This is a genomic window from Stenotrophomonas sp. PS02298, assembly GCF_029959445.1.
Taxonomy (GTDB): domain Bacteria; phylum Pseudomonadota; class Gammaproteobacteria; order Xanthomonadales; family Xanthomonadaceae; genus Stenotrophomonas.
The window spans coordinates 1-15,181 of record NZ_JASCOR010000114.1 but is presented as its reverse complement, the minus strand read 5'-3'; the positions used below and the strand labels follow the sequence as shown (position 1 = coordinate 15,181).

General features: G+C 64.3%; 13 protein-coding genes. 1 reads left to right on the top strand and 12 read right to left on the bottom strand.

The window, feature by feature from the left end; translation table 11 throughout:
* Positions 1-73 precede the first annotated feature (73 nt).
* From folK to QMX78_RS15295, 12 genes are all read right to left on the bottom strand, one after another.
* Complete coding sequence (gene folK, locus QMX78_RS15350) at positions 74-556, bottom strand: 2-amino-4-hydroxy-6-hydroxymethyldihydropteridine diphosphokinase (RefSeq protein ID WP_282271072.1); 483 nt, start codon at positions 554-556, stop codon at positions 74-76.
* A 120-nt stretch (positions 557-676) separates the two neighbouring features.
* The gene (locus tag QMX78_RS15345) at positions 677-2,194 is read right to left on the bottom strand and encodes a hybrid sensor histidine kinase/response regulator (RefSeq protein ID WP_282271070.1); all 1,518 of its coding nucleotides are present in this window, start codon (positions 2,192-2,194) and stop codon (positions 677-679) included.
* 6 nt (positions 2,195-2,200) lie between these two features.
* Positions 2,201-2,641, bottom strand: a complete 441-nt coding sequence (locus QMX78_RS15340; RefSeq protein ID WP_282271069.1) for a response regulator — start codon at positions 2,639-2,641, stop codon at positions 2,201-2,203.
* Positions 2,638-4,455 (bottom strand): ATP-binding protein, encoded by a 1,818-nt coding sequence (locus QMX78_RS15335; RefSeq protein WP_282271068.1) that lies wholly within the window; start codon positions 4,453-4,455, stop codon positions 2,638-2,640. The genes QMX78_RS15340 and QMX78_RS15335 overlap by 4 nt, the downstream gene beginning before the upstream one ends.
* Before the next feature lie 203 nt (positions 4,456-4,658).
* Positions 4,659-5,573, bottom strand: a complete 915-nt coding sequence (gene gnd, locus QMX78_RS15330; RefSeq protein WP_343239280.1) for a phosphogluconate dehydrogenase (NAD(+)-dependent, decarboxylating) — start codon at positions 5,571-5,573, stop codon at positions 4,659-4,661.
* Between the two features lie 25 nt (positions 5,574-5,598).
* On the bottom strand, positions 5,599-6,741 hold the full coding sequence (locus QMX78_RS15325; protein ID WP_282271074.1) for a hypothetical protein: 1,143 nt from the start codon (positions 6,739-6,741) through the stop codon (positions 5,599-5,601).
* A gap of 92 nt (positions 6,742-6,833) precedes the next feature.
* Positions 6,834-7,382: a DUF2242 domain-containing protein gene (locus QMX78_RS15320; RefSeq protein ID WP_282271065.1), complete on the bottom strand. Its 549-nt coding sequence runs from the start codon at positions 7,380-7,382 to the stop codon at positions 6,834-6,836.
* A 124-nt stretch (positions 7,383-7,506) separates the two neighbouring features.
* Positions 7,507-9,678 (bottom strand): carboxy terminal-processing peptidase, encoded by a 2,172-nt coding sequence (locus QMX78_RS15315; protein WP_282271064.1) that lies wholly within the window; start codon positions 9,676-9,678, stop codon positions 7,507-7,509.
* A 207-nt stretch (positions 9,679-9,885) separates the two neighbouring features.
* Positions 9,886-10,896 (bottom strand): lipoyl synthase, encoded by a 1,011-nt coding sequence (gene lipA / locus QMX78_RS15310; protein ID WP_282271063.1) that lies wholly within the window; start codon positions 10,894-10,896, stop codon positions 9,886-9,888.
* A 16-nt stretch (positions 10,897-10,912) separates the two neighbouring features.
* The gene (gene lipB, locus QMX78_RS15305) at positions 10,913-11,614 is read right to left on the bottom strand and encodes a lipoyl(octanoyl) transferase LipB (RefSeq protein ID WP_282271061.1); all 702 of its coding nucleotides are present in this window, start codon (positions 11,612-11,614) and stop codon (positions 10,913-10,915) included.
* Positions 11,602-11,880, bottom strand: coding sequence for a DUF493 family protein (locus QMX78_RS15300; RefSeq protein ID WP_282271059.1), 279 nt, complete (start codon positions 11,878-11,880; stop codon positions 11,602-11,604). The genes lipB and QMX78_RS15300 overlap by 13 nt, the downstream gene beginning before the upstream one ends.
* A gap of 366 nt (positions 11,881-12,246) precedes the next feature.
* Positions 12,247-13,212 (bottom strand): CsgG/HfaB family protein, encoded by a 966-nt coding sequence (locus QMX78_RS15295; protein WP_282271057.1) that lies wholly within the window; start codon positions 13,210-13,212, stop codon positions 12,247-12,249.
* A 782-nt stretch (positions 13,213-13,994) separates the two neighbouring features.
* Between QMX78_RS15295 and QMX78_RS15290 the strand changes: the two genes are divergently transcribed.
* Positions 13,995-15,044, top strand: coding sequence for a lipid A deacylase LpxR family protein (locus QMX78_RS15290; RefSeq protein WP_282271055.1), 1,050 nt, complete (start codon positions 13,995-13,997; stop codon positions 15,042-15,044).
* The last annotated feature ends 137 nt before the right edge of the window (positions 15,045-15,181 follow it).

Here is a 15,181-nt window from a genome sequence, read left to right as displayed (position 1 = left end):
GCCGAGCCATGCTCGGCAGGGGCTTTACTGACTAGGCCAATGCCGAGCATGGCTCGGCACTACAGGCACAGCCTTACAACTCCACCGTATCGAACGCCTGCCCATATTGCGGGTGCTGCTGCCACATCTGCTGCAGGCTCAGCCCACGCACCGGGTCGATGAAATCCGGAGCGATGTCGGCCAGCGGCTTGAGTACGAAGGCATGCTTCAACTCCGGGCGCGGGATGCGCAGATGCCCCGGGCCTTCCACCACCAGGTCGCCGTAATACACCACGTCGATATCCAGGGTACGGTCGCTGAAACGCGGGCCGGAACGGTCACGCCCATGTGCGTCTTCCACCGCATGCAGCCAATCGTCCAACTCGCCCAGCGGCAGGTCGGTGTCCAGCATCACCGCGTTGTTGAGGAAGTCGGGTCCGTCGAATCCCACGGCCGGGGTGCGGTAGGCCGGGGAGACGCTGATCGCGCCAAAACGTTCGCGCAATACGGCAACGGCCGCCTGCAGGTAATGCTGCGGTTGCAGGTTGCTGCCCAGGCTGAGGAGCACGGTGGTCATGAGTTGGTTTGCCTGCGGGCCCGCCCGCGCCACGATGGACGAGCTTGAGCACCGCATCGTAGGAGGGGGCGCACATGATAGGCCAGCCGTCGCCAACCCGCATATGCCAGCGGCGCTGTATCAGCCCACACCGAGCGCGTCGGCTACCGCACGGAATACCCGCTGCATCTCCAGCGGCTTGGGCAGCACGTGTACGCTGATCCCCGACGGCGCCTCGCCATCGGCGAAGGCCGGCGCATTGGCATCCTCCAGCACGATTGCCGGGCCGCGATAGCCCATCGCCTGCATCTCCGCCAACAGCTGTCCTGCCGACAACAGGGGAATGCCGCTGTCGACCAGCACCACATCCGGCAGCCCGGCTTCCTGCAGATGACGCATTGCCACCGCGCCATCGCTGGCCAGGCGCATGCGATAGCCCTGGCTGGACAGCGCATTGCCCAGCAGCGACAAGCGTGTCGCCTCGTCATCGACAACCAGCAGGCGTTCACCATGACCGACCCGGTTTCGTTCCAGCGGCTCGGCATCCTCGCTGCCGGCACTTTCGCACATCGGCAACAGCAGTTCGAAGGTGGTGCCCTCGCCCAGCGCACTCTGCACCTGGATCTTCCCGCCGATGCTCTCGACGATGCGATGGCAGGACACCAGGCCCAGCCCGGTGCCTTCCGTCTTGGTGGTGAAGAACGGAGTGAACAAACGCTGCACGGTGGCCGCATCCATGCCGACGCCATCATCGCTGACGCGGATGCGCACCATGCCTTCTTCGCCGGCGATACGCTCGGCAACCAGGCTCAAGCTGCCGCCGTCGGGCATTGCCTGGATGGCATTGAGCGCAAGATTGAGCAGTACCTGCTGCAGCTCGGTGTAATTGGCCTCGATCGCCATGCGATCGTCGGAGACTTCCAGATGCAGCTCGGCATTGCGCGGCAGGCTGCTCTTGAGCAGCATGCCCACTGCCTGGAACAGGCGCTGCAGCACGATCCGTTCGCTGGGTTGGCGTGAGCCACGCACGAAGGACAGCATCGACTCGACCATCTCATGGCCACGGCGTCCGCACTCGGCGATGACATCGGCCAAGCGGACGATCTTGGGATCATCGCTGCGGTCACGGATCAGGTCCGGAATGATCAGCAGGGGCTGCAGGATATTGCGCAGGTCATGGCTGAGCCCGGCCGCGAGCAGGGCCAGGCTCTCCAACCGCTGCGCACGCATCAACTCATCTTCAACCCGCAGGCGTTCCAGCTCGCTGCGGGTCTCGCGTACCAGCCGTGCCACCGCCGACGGCAGCCGGGCTGGCTGGTGCTTGATGATGTAATCATTGGCGCCTTGCTGCAGCGCCTCCACCGCGGTCTCCTCACCCATCGTGCCGGAGACGAAAATGAAGGGAACCCTGGGGCGCAGCTCACGCAGGATCTGCAGCGCCTGGTAGCCGGAGAAGCCGGGCATGCTCAGGTCTGACAGCACCACGTCCGGTACATCCCCGGCCAGGGCATCGCGCATCGCCGGCTCGTTGTCGACGCGCTCGAACTCGATCTGCAGACCGGCCTCGAGCAGCTGGTCGACGACCAGCTCGGCATCCACGGGCGAATCCTCCACCAGCAGGATTCGCAACGGCCCCAATGGCGCTTCCTTGTTTGGCATCTGTGTTTACTCGTGCTCCGGTGCCTGGTTGATCAATGCCCAGAAGGTGCCGATCGTCCGCACCGCCTGGAAGAACTGGTCGATGTCCACCGGCTTGACCACATAGGCGTTGACGCCCAGGTCCCAGCTGCGGGCCAGGTCGCTCTCTTCGCGCGACGAAGACAGGATCACCACCGGCAGGCGCTTGAGGTCCTCATCGGCGCGGATCAGCCGCAGTACTTCAAGGCCATCCATGCGTGGCATCTTGATGTCCAGCAGCAGCACGGCCGGCAGGCCTTCCTCACGCTGGGCGAACGCGCCGCGCCTGAGCAGGAAGTCCATTGCCTCAACCCCGTCTTCGACGTGCACGATGGGGTTGGCCAGGGATGCATCACGCAGCGCGTCGATCGCCATTTCGGCATCGGCTTGGCTGTCTTCGGCGAGCAGGATGGTGCGCAGGGGACTCATTCCACGGTGTCCTTGTTGGATGCTTCGGTTGCCTGGGGAAGAACGAAACTGAAAGTGGCGCCTTGATCCACCTGTGCGTCGGCCCAGATGCGGCCGCCGTGCCGGGTCAGCACACGGCGTACGCTGGCCAGGCCAATGCCGGTGCCGGGATATTCCGAGGCCTTGTGCAGGCGCTGGAACACACCGAACAACTTGCTGGCGTATTGCATGTCGAAACCAGCGCCGTTGTCGCTGACGCTGAACTGATGGCTGCCGTCGGGCAGCTGTTTGGCGTTGACCTCGATGACCGCCTTGTCGCGCGCCGAGGTGTACTTGACCGCGTTGCCGAGCAGATTCAGCCAGACCTGGCGCAGCATGTTTTCATCGCCGATCAGCACCGGCAGCCTGCCGATCTTCCACTCCACCTCGCGCGGCTTGCCATCCTCGCCGGCTTCGTTCTTCAGGTTGGAATCGAGCAGGGCACGGGTATCGGCCACCAGTGACTGCATGTCCACCCGCTGCAGGCGCATCGCGCCACGCCCGAGCCGCGAGTAGACCAGCAGATCATCGATCAGCGCCGCCATCAGCTGCGCAGAGTTGCTGATCACCTCCAGGTAGTGCTGGGTCTTGCTGTCGCCCTCCTCGCCGAGATGTCGCCGCAACTTGTCGGAGAAGCCAGCCACATGCCGCAGTGGCGCCCGCAGATCGTGCGAGACCGAGTAACTGAAGGCCTCCAGCTCGCGGTTCACGTCAGCCATCTGCTCGACCTTGCCTTCAAGCTGGTGGTTGAGATCCTCCACGTGCTGCTGCACGGCGCGCTGTACGGTGATATCGCTGATCGTCATCAACACCACGTCATCCTCGGCGTCGGGCAAGGCCATGCGCCGGGCATTGATCAGCATGGTGCGATGCATGCCATCCACGCTGCGTTGCTGGTGCTCGAAATCCCACAGCTCGCGCCCACGCAGCAGTACATCGGCCAGGCGCTGGCGCACCAACGGGTCCTCCCACGCGCCGTCACCGATGTCCTGCAACTGCTGCAGGCTGATATCGGCATCGTCAACGCCATACAACTCGGTGAATGCGGTGTTGTGCAGCACCACCCGCAGTTTGCTGTCGAGCAGGACGATGGGCTCACGCACGGTCTGCAGCACCGCACTGGCGCGGGCGCTGGCCTTGCTCAAGCGCAGCTCGACATCGGCACGACCACCGATCTGCCGCTGCAACAACCACAGCACCAGACCCAGCAGCAGCAATTGCACCGCCAGCGCGGTCCAGGTCACCATCGACGCCAGCTGTTGCTGCTCCCTCGCCTTGGCTGCGCGCTTCACCAGCAGCGCGTCCTCGTGATCCTGCAGCTCCTGCACCAGTTGCCGGATCGGGTATTGGAAGGTCATTTCCTCGATCAGCTCGCGCTGTCGGGGTGAGTCGGTGCTGGCGGCGATTTCCCTGGCCAGCGCCATGCGCCGCTCCAGCATCGAGTCCATCTTGCCGATGCGCACCAGCTGCTCCGGGCTGTCACTGACCAGCTGCGCCAGCTCGGTCAGGTTGACCCCGATACGATCGGCTGTCTGCAGGCGCTCCTGCAGTGCCGGTGAATCGATGCCCTTGGACAAGGTCAGCGCCGCCGACTCGACATCGCGGATATCCGCCTGCAGGTTGTACAGGCGCGCGCCCACCGCCTGGGTATGCACGACCCAGTTGGACGCATTCACGCTATCGGCCGCCAACCGCTGCAGGGTCAAGGCCGGCACCACGATGATCAACAACGCGGCCAGACCCAGCCCATACAGGCGCCAGCGGCTCCAGCCATCGTCGGTCAATCGCGTCACCATCCCTTCCCCTGCGTGCTGACGGGCCGGCGCCTGACGCGACGGCCCGGAGTTCATCGACGGTGTCGATCCGGAGTCAATCGATGGTTGCGTGACCAGCACGACAGCATCGCTGACTGTCGCCCAAGGATTGCACGAATAGGTGTACCCGTGCACCCCCAGTCAGCAGGACCTGTATCGATGCCTGCCTCGTCTACCAGCAAGCCTCAGTCCGCCTCGCCAGCAGGCTTGATCGCATGCCCACCAAACTCATTGCGCATTGCCGCCAGCATGCGGTCGCTGAAGGAATTTGCCTGCCGCGAGCGCAGCCGCTCCAGCAGTGACAAGGTGATCACCGGCGCCGGCACATCCAGTTCGATGGCCTCGGCCACGGTCCAGCGGCCCTCGCCAGAGTCCTCGACGTAGGGAGCGATGCCATCCAGCGCGGGGTTCTTCTGCAGCGCGTCGGCGCTGAGGTCCAGCAACCATGAACGCACCACGCTGCCATGCCGCCAGACCTCGGCCACCCTGCCCACGTCCAGCGCGAACTCGGCCTTCTTCTCCATCAGCGCGAAACCTTCGGCATAGGCCTGCATCATTCCGTACTCGATGCCGTTGTGGACCATCTTGCTGAAGTGTCCGGCACCAACCGGGCCAACATGCGCCCAACCGCGATCAGCGGCCGGTGCCAGCGCCTTGAACAGTGGCGACAAACGCGCCACCACCTCGGTTTCCCCGCCAATCATCAGGCAATAGCCTTCCTGCAATCCCCACACGCCACCGCTGGTGCCGCAGTCCACGAACGCGACCCCGGCTTCCATGCAGCGTGCAGCACGTTGCTGCGACTGCTTGTACCAGGAGTTGCCACCATCGATCACCACGTCACCAGCGGACAGCAGCGGCAGCAGACTGTCCAGCGTGGCATCGACCACCTTGGACGGCACCATCAGCCACAGGGCGCGCGGTGCAGGCAGCGCCTGCACCAACGCCGACAGTGCATCCACAGTGGCAACACCGTGCTCGGCCACCTGCGCCCGCGCCTGCTCACCCGGATCAAATCCGGTGACGGCAATCCCCGCACGCTGCAGGCGCTGCGCCATGTTGGCGCCCATGCGGCCCAGGCCGATCATTCCCAATTCCATGTTGAAGCTCCTCCGACGGTAGTGGCTATCCTGCTGCGCAGGCCCGAACACGGGCCTGCAACCAGCGTTGGTAAATGGTGGTGTGCAGGTTGTGCAGCACCAGCTCGATGACAAACGGTGTACGTGGATTGCGGTCCAGCAAACGCGCGATGTGATACCCGAGCGGACGCACGCCCTGGCGGTGCACGTACAGCATCAGCTCGCGGTACACCGGATCGGCCAGCACCGCATCCATCTGTGCCAGCACCGCCTGCTGCGGCACTGGCAAGGCCGCGCGCAAGGTTGCGTCACGCTCATACAGCAGCCGCTCGAAGCGCCGCCGGTCGCTGCCTGGCAACTGCTGGGCCAGCTCCCACAACTTCTTGTTGAGTGCATCGTAATGGACGAAGCCAGCATGCCGCGCCAAGGCCTCGGCCGCCGCCGCGCTGACATCGGTGATGACGAAGTTCTCGGCCTGATTGTTGATGTCATCCAGGTACGCAGCATCGAAAGCATGCACGATATAGCCCGGCGCGCCCATGAATGCCTGTCTACCCAGCACGGAGGTCCGCACCGCCTTGCCGTCGCCGAACAATTCGCCTGCATTGCTGCCCAGCAGTATGCTGCGGGTGTCATGCAGGCTCAGGAAGGTACCGATCGACAGTTCGCCGGCGCTGAACGCGGTATCGAAGGCAGCATCACCAAACAACTCGCGAAACGTCGCCAGCTGCGCCACCTGCCGCCCTACCCCGCATTCGGAGCGGACACGGCCGGAATAGAATGCATCCATCGCCGCCGAATTGCGCGCCTGCGGCGCATAGCCGCGACCAAAGCTGCGAAACCGCTGCCAGCCCTGCGCACGAGCACCATGGGCGCCAAACCCGATCCAGCCCAGCTGCAACGCCGAGAAGCGATAGCCAGAGTTGTCCTGCAGGCGCGAGCTGGCGGTGCGCGCCGCATCACCGAGTTTGAAAGCGTAGGCGCAGATGCTCGCCGGCTGCTGCAATACCTGCTCGGCCAACTGTTCGCGTTGTACGGCACTGTAGGCGCGTGGCACCTGCAGGCGCAGGTCACCCTGCGCCTGTGCTTCGGCCAGCGAAGCGCGTCGGCAGGGATCACCGCCTGTTATCTGCGGCGCGGACGCCTCACTTGGCTCCAGTTGCCAGCCCAGCTGCTGCAGAACAGCCATATTGCAGCCGGCTTCAGCCAGCAACGGCACCGCCAACGCACACAACACCAGGATCCATCGGCTGGCCCGCTGCTTCGCGTGCCAGCCAAACTTCATCGTGTCGGTTCCGCCGGAACCAGCGGTGTCGCCTGCTCCACGTAGTACTGCAACCGTCCAAAGAAATTCCGGTAGAACTGCGCGTCCTGAACGGTGCTGCTGGCAACCCGCACCAGCGAGTCGTCATTGCTGCCAAACGGCAGCGACACCGAACCCAACGCGCCGACGCCAACGCTGGCCGAGGTCGGCGACTTCTTCAAGGCATAGCGGTCCTGCACCGCACTCACGAATACCTGTGCCTTGCCGACTCCCTGCGCGGCGCAGGAAACCCGCAACACCAGTTGCTCATGCACCTCGTCCTTGGGCTGGAAGTTCTTGTTGCCCTCCACGTTGCTGGCATCGGCACGGGTGATCGCATAGCCCTGGCCAAGCAGCGCGCGTCGCGCGGCCTCACAGGCCTGCGCTGGTTCAGCATCGATGCTGCGCGTATAGGTATCGCCGGAATCGAAGGATTCGCGCAGCAAGGTGCTGTTGACGGCCTTGCCGCCGCAAGCGGTGAGCAACAGGCTCACAACGGCCAGCGCAGGCAGCAGATGTCGGCGCATGTGCAACTCCACAGTCAGCGAAGACCGACAGCATAACGCCGCCAACGTAGGGCTACGTTGACGGCGTTTAAAGCTTGCAGAACCTGTTGTCGCTGCGCTCAGCTCGGCTGTGCGCAGCGCGGTGTCAGTCGGCCCAGCGGCCCGGGCCGGTCGACTGCGGCAGCACCTGCGCCGACAGCGGGCGGTCCTTTTCCAGCACGTTCAAGGCATCGGCGAGGATCGAGGCCGACTCCCTCAACAGCGGGTCCGGGCGCTTCTCGGCAGCCTTCTCACGGGCGGCATCCTTGACGATGTCACGCTCGTTGCCGGTCAGGCCATCGTCGTTGCTGTCCTCGGCCAGCGGGTCCAGCGGCAGGCCCAGTTCCTTGCGGATCTGCTGGCGCTGCTTGCGCTGTGCTTCCTGCTTGTCACGCTCGGCACGGCGTTCGGCTTCGTTGAGCGATACGTACTTCTTGGCGGCCTCGGTGCGGAACTGCTGCACGTCTTCTTCCCACCACTGGAACTCACGGTCGGCGCGGATGCGCGTTGCGTGGAGGGTTTCCAGGCGCGGCACGATCGGTGCGAAGTTGCCGTACTGGGTATGCGGCACGGCGGCGATGCGGGTCCACGGCAAGGCATTGTCGTAGGTGCTTTCACCAAACTCGCTGGCATCGACGCTGGCCGGGAAGGCCAGGTCCGGCACCACGCCCTTGTGCTGGGTGCTGGAGCCGCTGACGCGGAAGAACTGGGCGATGGTCAGCTTGACCTGGCCAAAGCGTTCCTTCTCGCTGGCCGGCCAACGGTCCAGCGGGACGACATTCTGCACGGTGCCCTTGCCGAAGGTGGTTTCACCGATCACCAGGCCACGACCGTAGTCCTGGATGGCGCCAGCGAAAATCTCCGAGGCTGAGGCCGAGCCACGGTTGATCAACACCGCCAGCGGGCCGTCCCAGGCCACGGCCGGGTTGCGGTCGCTGTTGACGGTGACGCGACCGCCGGATTCACGCACCTGCACCACCGGGCCCTGCTCGATGAACAGACCGGTCAACTCGATGGCTTCGTCCAGCGAACCACCGCCATTGTTGCGCAGGTCCAGCACCACGCCATCGAGCTTGTCGGCCTTGAAACCGGCCAGCAGCTTGGCCACGTCGCGGGTAGCGGAGGCATAGTCGGCGGCATTGCGGCGACGGCCTTCGAAGTCCTGGTAGAAAGTCGGCAGCTTGACCACACCGATGCGGCGTTCCCGCTCGCCACCAACGCCCGGGATGGTCATGGTCTCGCCCTTGGCGGCCTGCTCGGACAGGCGGATCTTCTGCCGGGTCAGGGTCAACATGCGGTGCTTGCCGTCCACGCCTTCGGCGGCCGGGATGTATTCCAGACGTACCTGGGTGTCCTTGGCGCCACGGATCTTGCCGACCACGTCGTCGATGCGCCAGCCGATCACGTCCTCGACCGGGCCGGAACGGCCCTGGCCAACGCCGACGATGCGGTCACCGGCCTTGAGCGTGCCGTCCATCGCCACCGGGCCACCCGGCACAACTTCGCGGATCACCACCATGTCGTCCTGGCGCTGCAGCTGGGCACCAATGCCCTCCAACGACAGCGACATGGCCTGGTTGAAGTTCTCGGCCGTGCGCGGGGTGAAGTAATCGGTATGCGGGTCGACGGCGCTGGTGTAAGCGTTCATGTAGAACGAGAACACATCATCGCCCTTGAGCTCGTTGATGGTCTTGAGCAGGGTGTCGTAACGCTTGTCCAGGGTCTTGCGGATGTCAGCGGCCGGCTTGCCGGCCAGCTTCAGCCGCAGCCAGTCGTTCTTGACCGACTTGCGCCACAGCTCGTCCAACTCGGCGTTGGTTGCCCACGGCACGTCCTTGCGGTCGTAGTTGAAGCGCTCTTCAACGGTGAAATCAGGCTCCTGGCGCAGCAGACGGCGGGCATAGGCCACGCGCTCGCCCACCCGCTGGCGGTACACCGCGAACACCTGGTAGGCCGGATCCAGCTCGCCGGAACGGATGGCATCACCAGTCCGAGCCGCCAACGGCGCGAAGCGATCCACGTCCTCCTTGGTGAAGAACTGCTTGCCGCTGTCCAACGACTCCAGGTAACGCTTGAACACGTCCTGTGAAGTCGCCGCGTCGAGCTGGCGCGGGCGGTAGGCGTAACGGCTGTCCGACAACAAGCCGTAGACCAGCTTGGAGGTGGTGGCCTGGTCGATGGTCGCTGCCGAGGGCAAGGCCGTATCGGCGCGCGCCAGCAAGGCGGCGGGAGCGGTCAGCGCGAGGGCCAGCAGGAAAACGGGAACTCGGTAGTTCATCAAAATACTCGTGGCACCGAATGTTGTGGGGAGACTGCGGGCAAGTTCGACACGCCGACAGTGCCGAAAGTTTCGGCACTTGTCACCTTGCTTGGCTCCAGAGTAGCTGCCGCCCCGTAGCAGTTTGTGAATCGCTGCCGTGGCACCACTCGAACTGACGCGATCCCGGCTGCGGCAGTGGGCCGCAGCGGGATGCTGGGGTCTGGTTCAGACAGCGACGCCGGCGCCGGCCGCCTGCTGGTCGGCGTGGTAGGACGAACGCACCATCGGGCCGGAGGCAACGTGGGTGAAGCCCAGTTCGTAGCCGTAATCCTCGAACGCCTTGTATTCCTCCGGCGTCCAGTAACGCAGCACCGGGTGGTGGTGGGCGGTCGGCTGCAGGTACTGGCCGATGGTCACCATCTCCACGTCGTGCGCACGCAGGTCACGCAGGGTGGCCTGCACCTGTTCGAAGGTTTCACCCAGGCCGAGCATGATGCCGGACTTGGTCGGCACGTTCGGGTGCTGTGCCTTGAAGTTCTTCAACAGGGTCAGCGACCACTGGTAGTCCGCGCCCGGGCGCACGTTGCGGTACAGGTCCGGCACGGTTTCGATGTTGTGGTTGAACACGTCCGGCGGGTTCTGCGCCAGGATCTCCAGCGCACGCTCCATGCGGCCCTTGCCGCGGAAGTCCGGCGTCAGCACCTCGATGCGGGTCTTGGGCGACTTGGCGCGGATGGCGCTGATGCAATCGACGAAGTGCTGGGCACCGCCGTCGCGCAGGTCGTCGCGGTCAACGCTGGTCACCACCACGTACTTCAGGCCCATGTCGGCCACGGTCTGGCCAAGGCTGGCCGGTTCGTTGGCGTCCGGCGGCTTGGGCCGGCCGTGGGCCACGTCGCAGAACGAGCAGCGACGGGTACAGACTTCACCCAGGATCATGAAGGTGGCGGTGCCATGGCCGAAGCATTCGTGGATGTTCGGGCAGCTGGCTTCCTCGCACACCGTCACCAGGCGGTTCTCGCGCAGCTTGGCCTTGAGGTTGGCCACGGCATTGCCCGAAGGAATGCGCACGCGGATCCAGGAAGGCTTGCGCAGCACCGGCGCGTCGGCGAACTGCACCGGCGAACGGTTGATCTTGTCGCCGCCAAGCTGTTTGACACCAGCCTGCAACGGCGCGGACGGAATGTCGCCCTGCACGACCTGCAGGGGGATGGAGCGCGTGGTGGTTTCAGTCATGGCGTTATCAGCGGTCTCAGAGCCGCGTAGTCAGATCGGGCAGTTCGGGCGTCGGCTGCAAGGCCAGGCCGAACTGCTGGGCCAGATGGGACAGCAGCACCGACTTGACCGCTTCGATACCAGAAGGACCGCCCAAGTCTAGCACCGAGGTCACCTGCATCCCGGCGTAGCCGCAGGGGTTGATGCGGTGGAAGGGTTCCAGGTCCAGCGACACATTGAACGCCAGCCCGTGGAAACTGCAGCCGCGGCGCACGCGGATGCCGAGCGCGGCGATCTTGGCGCCGCCCACGTAGACACCGGGCGCGCCATCCATGCGTTCCGCACCGATGTTCCATTCGTCCAGGGTGTCGATGATGGCCTGCTCGATCCGGCACACGTAATCACGCACACCGATGCCGAGCCGGCGCAGGTCCAACAGCGGATAGACCACGATCTGGCCCGGGCCGTGATAGGTCACCTGACCGCCGCGGTCCACGTGCAATACCGGGATATCGCCGGCTGCCAGCACGTGCTCGGGCTTGCCAGCCTGGCCCAGGGTGAATACCGGGTCATGCTCGACCACCCACAACTCATCGGCAGTGGCGTCGCCACGGCTGTCGGTGAACTGCTGCATGGCGTGCCAGACAGGCTCATAGCCTTGCCGGCCCAGATCCCGCAGCAACGCTGGCCGCAGCGCCTTGCGCTGCGTTTCTGCCGCACAGGCGGTTACAGCGTCCACTTCACTTCCGGATGCTCACGCATCGCCGTGTGGGCAGCATCGTACTGTTCGCGGCTCTCCGCCTTGAAGGCGATGCGCACCGAGACGTACTTGCCGTTGGAGGACTGTTTCCAGCTGATGCGCTCTTCCAGTACCTCGATACCGGCGCTTTGCAGCAACTTGGGCAGTTCAGCTTCCAGGCCGATATTGGCTGCGCCCATGGCGCTGAGCTCAAAGGTACCGGGGAACTGGAAGCCGTGTTCAGGGTTGTCGGACTTGATTTCCATGCCGCCATTATCGGGGCGAACGCCTACAAACCCAAGGCCACAGCCGATCCACAGCCTTCCACGGGCGCCGGGTAGTGCCGAGCCATGCTCGGCAGGGGCCGTTCCCAACACACCTGTCCGTAGTGCCGAGCCATGCTCGGCAGAGGCCTTACCGGCAACGCTCGCAGCAGGAGCGGCGTCAGCCGCGAAACTCATGGATGTTCAGGTTGCGGGCATTGCCATTGATGCAGATGGCCAGCTTCGCGGCTGACGCCGCTCCCACATTGGCCGCAGGGCAAGCCCCTGCCGAGCATGGATCGGCACTACAGCCCCGCCCGGAAACCAGAAAGGCCGCTTGCGCGGCCTTTCTGCGGGGTAAACCCGGGCTTACTTGGACAGCTGCAACAGGGTGGACGACACCCAGCCGCGGTTGCCCAGCTCATCCTCGACTTCCCACATCACGCCTTCCTTGGTGCCGGTCGGGTACAGCATCATCCCGGCCTCCAGGGTGCGTACCGGCGCGCCGGTACCGCGGGCATTGGCCAGCAGGCGACCGGCACGGGTCACCGTCACCGCCTGCTGCGCGTTGGCGGCAGAGGCGTTATCCGGCAAACCACCCAGCTGGGCGATGATGTCGGTATAGGCCTGCAGGTAGGCCATGGTGATCACCTGGCCGATTTCGGTGTTGGCATAACCGCCAACGCCCGCAGCGCCCAGGCCGCTGCCGCCGAACAGGCCGCCGCTGGCACCAAAGCCCATGTCACTCTTGCGCGCCGAACCTTCGGAGATGGCAACCTGCTCCGACGAACGCACGTCGGTCACGGTCAGCACCACGTCGGCAGTCTTGCTGGTGAAGTTCAAACCACCCACGACCGCACCTGCGCGACCACCGATCAGGCCACCGATACCACCGCCACCGGCGTTGCTGTTCTGCGAGATCAGGTCCGGGATCATCACGTAGTCAGCAGCCTTGATCTGGCCCTTGCCGACGTTGGAACGACCACGCAGGTCGCCACTGGCTGCCAGTTCACGCTCGAACTGACCAGCGGCCATACCCGCACCGCGATCCACCAGGGTGAAACAGCGCGAGCGGCTGACAAAGGCCTTGATCAACCGCGACGGTGCCGGCAGCTGCTGACCGGTCCACCAATGGGTGGAGTCTTCCGGCTCGATCACCGACAAGGTGCCGATCGGACGCTGGCAGGTTGGAATCTGTGCGGCAGCCTGTTGGCGCTGTTCCTGCGCCTGCGTGCCCTTGTTCTTGAATGCTGCCTCGGCCGGCTGGCTGCTGACAGCGGCGGCGATACCCAGAGTGAAAACCGCTGCAGCGAGCGGCGAAAAAACGTTACGCATCTGATACTTCCCCATTAACCTGCACCTTACGAGGTGCGTTCCTTTGGCTTTGAGACCCTGCGGTAAGACGCTGTCCCTGATGTTACCTGGCAGACGAGCAAGGTCCAGTCCGCCGGAATCCTAACCCAGACCGGTGTCAGCGTGCATGACGTTTTTGTGAGGCAGCTCCCTTTACATGGACTGAAGCTGCGCCGGTATCACCCAGTCTCTCCGAAAAAATGGCGGTCAGACGACATCGGTCACCTCAAGCTCGCCATCGCTTTCGTTGCAGATGCCATCGCAGCGCCGCATCACCCAGAACCCCATCCAGCGCGGAGATCGCGGGCATATCCCCATTCAGCCCCGACCACATGCAGCCAGCTGAACCGAAGCGCACGCTCCAACTCCAGAAGCGGCACCAGGTATCGACTGAAGACAGGGCTGGATGCATGAACGACAGCCACGCTGCCGTCTGCCTGTGCACGCCAACTGCGCACCAAAGCGAATGCGCGCCAACAACGCGTCACCCACATGAGGACTGTCTCACCAGGGAAAACCTCCATCCCGCCAGACCGACGAAAGCCAGGCCAGGAAAGCGGCGACAATGACGAGCGCAGTTGAACCGCGCCGCGCGCGTGCATACGAAACGCCCTCCAGCCAAGACCACCCACCTCGTCTGGTGCGCGCACCCACGCGCGGAAATCCATCGTCACACCCACAACAATCTGTCCGCTCGATAGCGATATGCCGACCTGTAACGGATCACTAAGCTGCATGTCACTCTGCCGGCGAGGAGTCCGTACATGAAAAGAGGCACCCGACTGCTGTTGCTGATGGCAGGCAGCCTTGCAATCACCCCCGCCTGGGCAGCGCAACAATGCGCACAAAGCGCCTTGAGCGACCACCCGCCTGCGATCAATTTCCGCGTCGACAATGACGTGCTCGGTGGTGCACAGCAGGATCAGGGATACACCAATGGCGCGATGTTCACGCTGGTGTCGCCCAACCTGCAGGACTACACCGACGACCCCTGCCTGCCGCGCCTTGCGCGCTGGATGAATCGTCACCTGGAACGCCTGCATCCTGGTGAATTCCAGCAGCAGAACATGATTTTCAGTTTCGGCCAGGGCCTGTACACACCGACCGACAACACCCGTAGCGACCTGATCGAAGATGACCGCCCGTATGCAGCGGTGTTGATGGTCAACTTCGGCTACAACGCACGCAACGGCAACCACCTGCGCACCACCCAGTTGGCGCTGGGAATGGTTGGCCCGTCCGCGCAGGGAAAGCAGGTACAGGACGCCGTGCACAGCGTTCTTGGCGATGAGAAGTTCATGGGCTGGGACAACCAGCTGCATGACGAACCGGTGTTCAAACTCTTGCATGAGCGTATGCAACGCTGGCCTGCCGAAGGTAACGCGAGCGGTTGGGGCTGGGACGCGATCAGCCATTGGGGTGGCGCCATCGGCAACCTGGCTACGTATGCCAATGTTGGTGGCGAAGTACGTTTCGGCTGGAAGCTGCCTGACGACTTCGGCAGCTCACCGATGCGCCCCGCCGGCGAGAACACCGCCCCCACCCGTCGCGGCCGCGCCGAAGGCTGGTCCAGCCATCTGTTCGTCACCAGCGACGCGCGTTGGGTACTGCGCGACATCACCCTGGATGGCAACACCTTCCGCAGTAGCCACAGCGTGGACAAACGCCCGTTTGTCGGCGACATCGGCTATGGCGTGGCGGTGATGCGCGGCAAGTGGAAATTCGCCCTGGCCCGCTACCACCGCACCCGCGAATTCGACGGGCAGAAAGAGACGCCGGTGTTCGGCAGCTTCACCATCAGCCGCACGCTTTGATTGCAGCGGTGAACAATTGCAGCCACTCGCGCTGTAAAAGCGACAAGGCAAAAGCACCCTCACCCCAACCCCTCTCCCGCACGCGGGAGAGGGGCTAGCAATGCGTCGGCTGCTGGTGGACTAGCCCCTCTCCCGCG

Excerpts from the sequence above, each read along its gene's own strand:
- folK (WP_282271072.1), bottom strand. The coding sequence starts at position 556 with ATGACCACCGTGCTCCTCAGCCTGGGCAGCAACCTGCAACCGCAGCAT.
- QMX78_RS15345 (WP_282271070.1), bottom strand. The coding sequence starts at position 2,194 with ATGCCAAACAAGGAAGCGCCATTGGGGCCGTTGCGAATCCTGCTGGTG.
- QMX78_RS15340 (WP_282271069.1), bottom strand. The coding sequence starts at position 2,641 with ATGAGTCCCCTGCGCACCATCCTGCTCGCCGAAGACAGCCAAGCCGAT.
- QMX78_RS15335 (WP_282271068.1), bottom strand. The coding sequence starts at position 4,455 with ATGGTGACGCGATTGACCGACGATGGCTGGAGCCGCTGGCGCCTGTAT.
- gnd (WP_343239280.1), bottom strand. The coding sequence starts at position 5,573 with ATGGAATTGGGAATGATCGGCCTGGGCCGCATGGGCGCCAACATGGCG.
- QMX78_RS15325 (WP_282271074.1), bottom strand. The coding sequence starts at position 6,741 with ATGGCTGTTCTGCAGCAGCTGGGCTGGCAACTGGAGCCAAGTGAGGCG.
- QMX78_RS15320 (WP_282271065.1), bottom strand. The coding sequence starts at position 7,382 with ATGCGCCGACATCTGCTGCCTGCGCTGGCCGTTGTGAGCCTGTTGCTC.
- QMX78_RS15315 (WP_282271064.1), bottom strand. The coding sequence starts at position 9,678 with ATGAACTACCGAGTTCCCGTTTTCCTGCTGGCCCTCGCGCTGACCGCT.
- lipA (WP_282271063.1), bottom strand. The coding sequence starts at position 10,896 with ATGACTGAAACCACCACGCGCTCCATCCCCCTGCAGGTCGTGCAGGGC.
- QMX78_RS15300 (WP_282271059.1), bottom strand. The coding sequence starts at position 11,880 with ATGGAAATCAAGTCCGACAACCCTGAACACGGCTTCCAGTTCCCCGGT.
- QMX78_RS15295 (WP_282271057.1), bottom strand. The coding sequence starts at position 13,212 with ATGCGTAACGTTTTTTCGCCGCTCGCTGCAGCGGTTTTCACTCTGGGT.
- QMX78_RS15290 (WP_282271055.1), top strand. The coding sequence starts at position 13,995 with ATGAAAAGAGGCACCCGACTGCTGTTGCTGATGGCAGGCAGCCTTGCA.